This window comes from Corallococcus sp. AB049A, assembly GCF_003668885.1.
Taxonomy (GTDB): Bacteria; Myxococcota; Myxococcia; order Myxococcales; family Myxococcaceae; genus Corallococcus; species Corallococcus interemptor.
Genome location: NZ_RAWL01000526.1, coordinates 1 through 5,332 on the forward strand (window position 1 = coordinate 1; position 5,332 = coordinate 5,332).

Below are 5,332 nucleotides of genomic sequence, written 5' to 3' on the forward strand. Positions count from 1 at the left end.
CCCGTGGGCTCGGAGATGTGTATAAGAGGCAGGTGCAGGGCCGAGGCCTCCGTGGGCACGAAGGCTCCCAGCCGGACCACTCCGAAGCCGCGCAACAGGGCGGAGAGCACCACGGGGAACAGCGCCCCCGACACCACCCTCGCCACCAGCAGGTGATACAGCGCGTCCCCCGTGGCTGACTCGCGGCTTCCCGCCTGCGGCAGGCTCGCCTCCGCGGAGGTGCCCCGGAACAGGTCGAGGAACCGTCCGCCCATTCGCGCCGCGTCGAAGGGCAGCGCGGACACGAGCCCCACGGAGACACCGTAGGCCAGCTCGCGCACCACGAGCCCCGCCATCACCCCTGGCGTCTCCACCGTGCCGCTGAACTCCACGCCCGCTTCGACGTGCAGGAAGAGCGACAGCGCGAGCACCAGTCCCAGCCGGACCGTCGTCGGCGCGGCCTGGCCTCCGAGCAACGGACAGAGGAACGCGATGGGCACGAGCCGGGCCGCGCACAGCGCCACCGCGACCACGTGAGGCCCCAGGGAGACGAGCTGTTCACCCAACACCTCCGGGTTCACAGCGCTACCTCCGCGATGAGCATGAGGAGCTGTTGGGTGAAGCGCGTGAGCTGCCCGGCGATCCATGGCCCCGCCAGCACCAGGGACAACACCGCCGCGCACAGCTTGGGCACCACTGACAGCGTGCTCTCCTGCAACTGGGTCGTTGCCTGGAAGAGGCTCATCAGGAAGCCCACCAGGAGGCTCGCGCCAATAGGGGGCAGCGAGGCGACCACCATCAACAGCAGGGCTTCACGCCCCAGGGTGAGCAGGACGTCCTGGGTCATGGCGTCACCGGTAGCCAAGGATGAGTCCCCGCGCGAGCAGGGCCCAGCCATCCACGGCGACGAAGAGGAGGATCTTGAAGGGCAGGCTCACCTGCCCCGGAGACAGCGTCTGCATGCCCAACGCGAGCAGCACGTTGGCGATGACCATGTCGAGCACCAGGAAGGGCAGGAAGACGATGAAGCCAATCTGGAAGGCCTCCTTCAGCTCGGTGATGACGAAGGCCGGAATCACGACGAACAGGTCCGTCTCCTGCACCTGCTCCGACTCCTCCGGAGGCCGCAGCTCGCGGGCCAGGTCCACGAAGCGGGCGCGCTCCTCCGGGCTGCCGTGCTTCACGAGGAAGGCGCGCAGCGGCTCCGTCACCTGCTTCGCGGCGGAGAGGACCTGCGCTCCAGAGTGCACTTCGTCGTACGCCGCCTGGACCGCGTCGTACATGCGCTCCATCACCGGCGCCATGATGTGGCCCGTCAGCACCACCGCGAGCCCCGTGAGCACCAGCGTCGGCGGTGCCTGCTGGGTGCCCATCGCCGAGCGCGCCAGGGAGAGCACCACGGCGATCTTCGAGAAGCTCGTCAGCATCAGCACCGCGAAGGGCAGCAGCGACAGGAGCGCGAGCATCCCCATCATCGCCAGCGGACTGCCGGCATAGGACATCTGCGACAACGAGGGCTCCGCGGCGAACGCGAGCGCGGGAAACAACAGGCCGGCTCCCCATCCGAGCGCCTTCATCCCCCACCCCGCTTCCGGGATGCGCCACACGTGACCGGGGTCTGTCGCGCGCGGGGAAAGAGCACTGTCGGCTCCAGTTCCAGGTCCGCCCGTGGCTTCACCGTCGTCCTGTGCAGGGCACCCGGCACGACCGCTGGGGCGCGGGTCTCATGGATCTCCGCGAAGGTGTCGCCATAGGCCACGAGGTAACGCCGTCCATCCGCCTCCACGAGCGCGAGGCCGCAGCGCTGCGAGAGGCCCGTCCGCGAGACGATGCTCAGCGGCTCCGGAGCGGCCGCATCCGCGCTCCCGGTCACGCCTCCCTTGCGAAGCAACACCCAACCCAACCCCGCCAACGCCATCGAGCCGATGAGCAGGCGCGAGGTGCCCACCAGCGACAGTCCACCCAGGGGTGCGAGCGTCGCCAGTCCCACGAGCAGGGCCGACGCGAGCAGCAACCTGCCCCGTGGTGAGAACGAAGACAGCCACGTGCTCACGGTTGGGCTCACGGCAGCAACGCCAGGATGCGGGCGCCCACTTCGCCTTCGATCTCCACCAACTCCGCGCGCGCGACCACCCGGTCGCCCACGCGCAGCAGCACGGGGCTGCTCGCGTTCACGTGCAGGGGCAGCAACGTACCCGGCTTCAGCGCCGCCAGCTCCGACAGGGGCAACAACAGCCGCGTCAGCTCGATCTCCACATCCACAGGGAGCGGCGGCATCGCCTCGCTCCGCTTGTTCGTCGCCACCATGTCCGGCTCCTGTCGGGCCGCGTGCGAGTGCACGCTCCCGGTCGAAAAACCTTCCGCGTGAAACCCACCCCGGAGCGCGAAGCCCCGGGTGATCAACTGTCCGGGCCCCTCCACCCGGCCGTCCCGGAGACGCACGCCCTCGAAGAGCACGACGTCCCCTACGGCCAGCGCATCCACCGCCGAGCCCTGCAAGGGACTGCGCCCCACGAGGCAGCGCGCGGGGACCGATGCCGCCAGCACCTGGGACGCGATGGCGCCTCCTGGCTCCACGGGTAGCTCTTGAAACGCGGTCTGCACCGCGCGGGCGGGCAGGAGCACCCGGCCTCCCACCGTCGCGCCCTCCACCGTGGCCGTCAGCAACACCGCCACATAGGGCTGTCCCGGATCGACTCGCGTCAGCACCTCACCGCGCCGCATCGACACCGCTGACAAGCGGGGCCCCAGCCTTCGCACCCACTCGCCTTGCCCACGCATCGCGGCCAGGGCGGACAGCAGCAGGTACACCAGCGCGGACTCTTCCAGCCGGGTCAGCTCCGCCACGGGTGCTGGTCGCGTTCCCGTTCCCGCCAGCTTCGCCAGCGCCGCGAAGACCAACGGAACCTCCAGCTCCACGATGGCGGTGCCCCCGACCGCTGACAGCTCCACCAGCGCGAACACCATCCCCATCGCCAGCTCGCGCTCCGGATGGACCGCCGCAGGCACCAGGTGCCCTTCCAGACTGACGGCAGCGCCCAGGTCCCGCGACAGCGCCGCGCCCACGTCGCGCAGGAGTTCCGCGCTCCAGCGCCCTACCTGCGGCCGCTGCCCCAGCACCAGGTGGGCGCGCGTCAGCCGGCGTGCTCCGGGGCGGAAGGGCCGCGTGGGCTTCTTCGCGATGCTGGGGGACCTGACGGGATTCGTTTGCATCCGGAAGCTCCGGGACGGCGATGGGACACACGTCCCCTGTGCACGGCCATGGCCAGGAGGCCGCCGCGTGGAATCAGGGTGTTGGCAGGAGGGTGGAGGTCCGTCTTCGGGATGGCCCTCCACGCCCGAGGACGCTCAGCGCAGGGCTTCGCGGATGCGCCGCTCCGCCAGGGCGGTCAGGGCCGGCGCGGCCTCTGCTTGCGAGGGCGTTCCTTCCCACTCGGGAAACCGGCTGCGGTGGTACGGCGGCAGCCTGCGAAGGGCTTCCTGGCGCAGGGCTTCGGGAGCGGACTCCAGGAAGAGGGCCAGCCGGTTCGCGCCGTCCGACCTCTCCCCGAACTCGACCGCCACCTTGGCCTGACGCTGCGCGGAGGGCATGGAGGCGAAGCGCTCCAGGTGGCGCAGCGCCCTGCCCGCTTCGGCATCCACCAGTCCGCCCAGCAGCTCCGCGGCCCGCTCCCGCGCCAGGACGCAGACGACCAGCGCGATGCGCTCCAACGGGAGGGACAGCGCCGGCAGCGTGACGTCCGCCACCGTGGCCCGGGGTGATTCCTTCCTCGCAGGCAGGAGCTTCCGGGCCTTTCGCAACACCCGGCCCACGCGTGTGACGTCCATGGCGCGCTCAGGCCAGCTTGCGCGTGGGGCCCGGCGTCACCACCGGCCTCGCGGGCGTGGGCGGAGCGGGCGGCGCCGCCGGAGGCGGGGTCTCCGCCAGGGCCCGGTAGTGCCTCCAGCGCAGCATGGCCCAGACCAGCGCTCCAGAGAGCCCCGTCACCAGCACGCCCAGCAGCGCGAGCACCACTCGCAGCCGCAGCGGCACGGGACCGCCCTTCGGCGACGGCGCCTCCACGTGCGTCGTCACCTCGTCCACCAGCAGCGACACCGCCTCCGGCGACAGCCCTTCCACGCCTCCCGCGATGAGCTCGCGCAGCGTCTCCTCGGACTTGCGCACGCGCGCCGCGCCGCCGGGTGCCGTTCGCAGCATGGCCGAGGCCTTCGACGGCGTGGCGGCCTGACCCGGCCTTGGCGGCGGTGGCACCACCAGGTGCACTCGCGCCAGCAGCACGCCGTCCACCGTCTGGAGCGTCTTCTCCAGCTCGCGCTCCATCCCCCGGACGCGGCAGACCTGCTCTTCCAGCGGAGAGCGCACGAGCCCGCTCCCTCCAAACACGTCGCAGCCCGTCTCCGCCGCGACCCGGGGCAGCCCCAGCTCCGCCAGGATGCGCACCGCGTCCGAGGACTGCGCGTCCATCACCTCGATGGCCCAGGTGGGTTTCTTGCCCGGCTCGGGCACCTTGCGCGCGTCGAGCCCCCGCTCGACGAGCACCGTCTGCAGCTCGTTGGCCTGACGTTCGTCGAGGCCGTGCTGGATGCGCTCCCGGCACGCCGTGGCGGCCAGGAGCAGGAGGAAACAGAGACAACGAAGGGGAGCGGAACGCATGGAAGAAAGGACTCCTCACACCTGGGTCTGGAGGACCTGCTTGACGCCGCCGGTGGCCTTCTCGACGACCTTGCCGGCGAGATCGAGCTCCTGACTGGCGCGGTAGACGTGGGCCTGGAGCGCGAGCAACTCCGCGGGCGTGAACGTGCGGCCGGACTCGGCGAGCTTCAGGATGTGATCCAACCGCTGCTGCGCCTGCCCCACCCGGTCCAGCATCTCCACCGCCTGCTGACCGCGCGCCGCCTGGACCGAATCCACGCGGGCGCCCGGCTTCACCTCCGCGCAGCCCGCCTTCGCCCGCTCCACGCCGTCCGCCCGCGACGTGCCGGCGGGGGCCTCGCCCGGCGTGCGCGCCGGCTTCGGCGGCCCCTCCGTCGTCACCGGCACGGGGCGCGACGCGGGCCTGCTCACGCCCTCCAGCACCTTGCCGAACGTTTCCCTGCCGGACTCCACAGCGGGCGAAGGGCCCGCGCCGCCCACGGCTCCCAACTTGTCGATGGCCATCGCGAACGCGCCTCAGCGGATGTTGTTGATGGCGGCCTTCGCCGAGTCGTGGCGGACCTTCATGATGTTGGAGATGGCGTTGTGCTCGCGGCTCTCCTTCTGCATCTCGTTCTGGAGCGACAGGTAGGCCATGTTGAACTTCTGGCCGTCCGCGGCCATCAGCCGCTGCGCCTCCAGCAGGTCCCACGCCTCCCC

The 5,332-nt window shown here is 71.1% G+C and carries 8 protein-coding genes and 1 pseudogene; all 9 read right to left on the bottom strand.

Annotated elements, in window-relative coordinates; genetic code table 11:
• On the bottom strand, nucleotides 1-560 hold a 560-nt coding region (locus tag D7X55_RS35215), incomplete at its 3' end, for an EscT/YscT/HrcT family type III secretion system export apparatus protein (protein ID WP_121725348.1).
• A complete protein-coding gene (locus D7X55_RS35220; protein WP_120552868.1) occupies nucleotides 557-826 on the bottom strand; it encodes a flagellar biosynthetic protein FliQ in 270 nt (89 codons plus the stop codon). The genes D7X55_RS35220 and D7X55_RS35215, both read right to left, overlap by 4 nt.
• A 4-nt stretch (nucleotides 827-830) precedes the next feature.
• Nucleotides 831-1,556 carry a type III secretion system export apparatus subunit SctR gene (sctR, locus tag D7X55_RS35225; protein ID WP_121725343.1) on the bottom strand — a complete coding sequence of 242 codons (726 nt, stop codon included), beginning with the start codon at nucleotides 1,554-1,556 and terminating at the stop codon, nucleotides 831-833.
• Nucleotides 1,553-2,032: a flagellar biosynthetic protein FliO gene (locus D7X55_RS35230; RefSeq protein ID WP_147470332.1), complete on the bottom strand. Its 480-nt coding sequence runs from the start codon at nucleotides 2,030-2,032 to the stop codon at nucleotides 1,553-1,555. Before D7X55_RS35230 ends, sctR begins: the two co-directional genes overlap by 4 nt.
• Before the next feature lie 8 nt (nucleotides 2,033-2,040).
• Complete coding sequence (locus D7X55_RS35235) at nucleotides 2,041-3,192, bottom strand: FliM/FliN family flagellar motor switch protein (RefSeq protein WP_121725345.1); 1,152 nt, start codon at nucleotides 3,190-3,192, stop codon at nucleotides 2,041-2,043.
• A 135-nt stretch (nucleotides 3,193-3,327) separates the two neighbouring features.
• Complete coding sequence (locus D7X55_RS35240; protein WP_120552864.1) at nucleotides 3,328-3,807, bottom strand: hypothetical protein; 480 nt, start codon at nucleotides 3,805-3,807, stop codon at nucleotides 3,328-3,330.
• A gap of 7 nt (nucleotides 3,808-3,814) precedes the next feature.
• Nucleotides 3,815-4,633: a flagellar M-ring protein FliF gene (locus D7X55_RS35245; protein WP_121725346.1), complete on the bottom strand. Its 819-nt coding sequence runs from the start codon at nucleotides 4,631-4,633 to the stop codon at nucleotides 3,815-3,817.
• 15 nt (nucleotides 4,634-4,648) lie between these two features.
• On the bottom strand, nucleotides 4,649-5,137 hold the full coding sequence (locus tag D7X55_RS35250; protein ID WP_121725347.1) for an ATP-dependent helicase HrpB: 489 nt from the start codon (nucleotides 5,135-5,137) through the stop codon (nucleotides 4,649-4,651).
• Between the two features lie 12 nt (nucleotides 5,138-5,149).
• Nucleotides 5,150-5,332 (bottom strand): annotated as a pseudogene (locus D7X55_RS35255) (hypothetical protein); the annotation flags it as partial.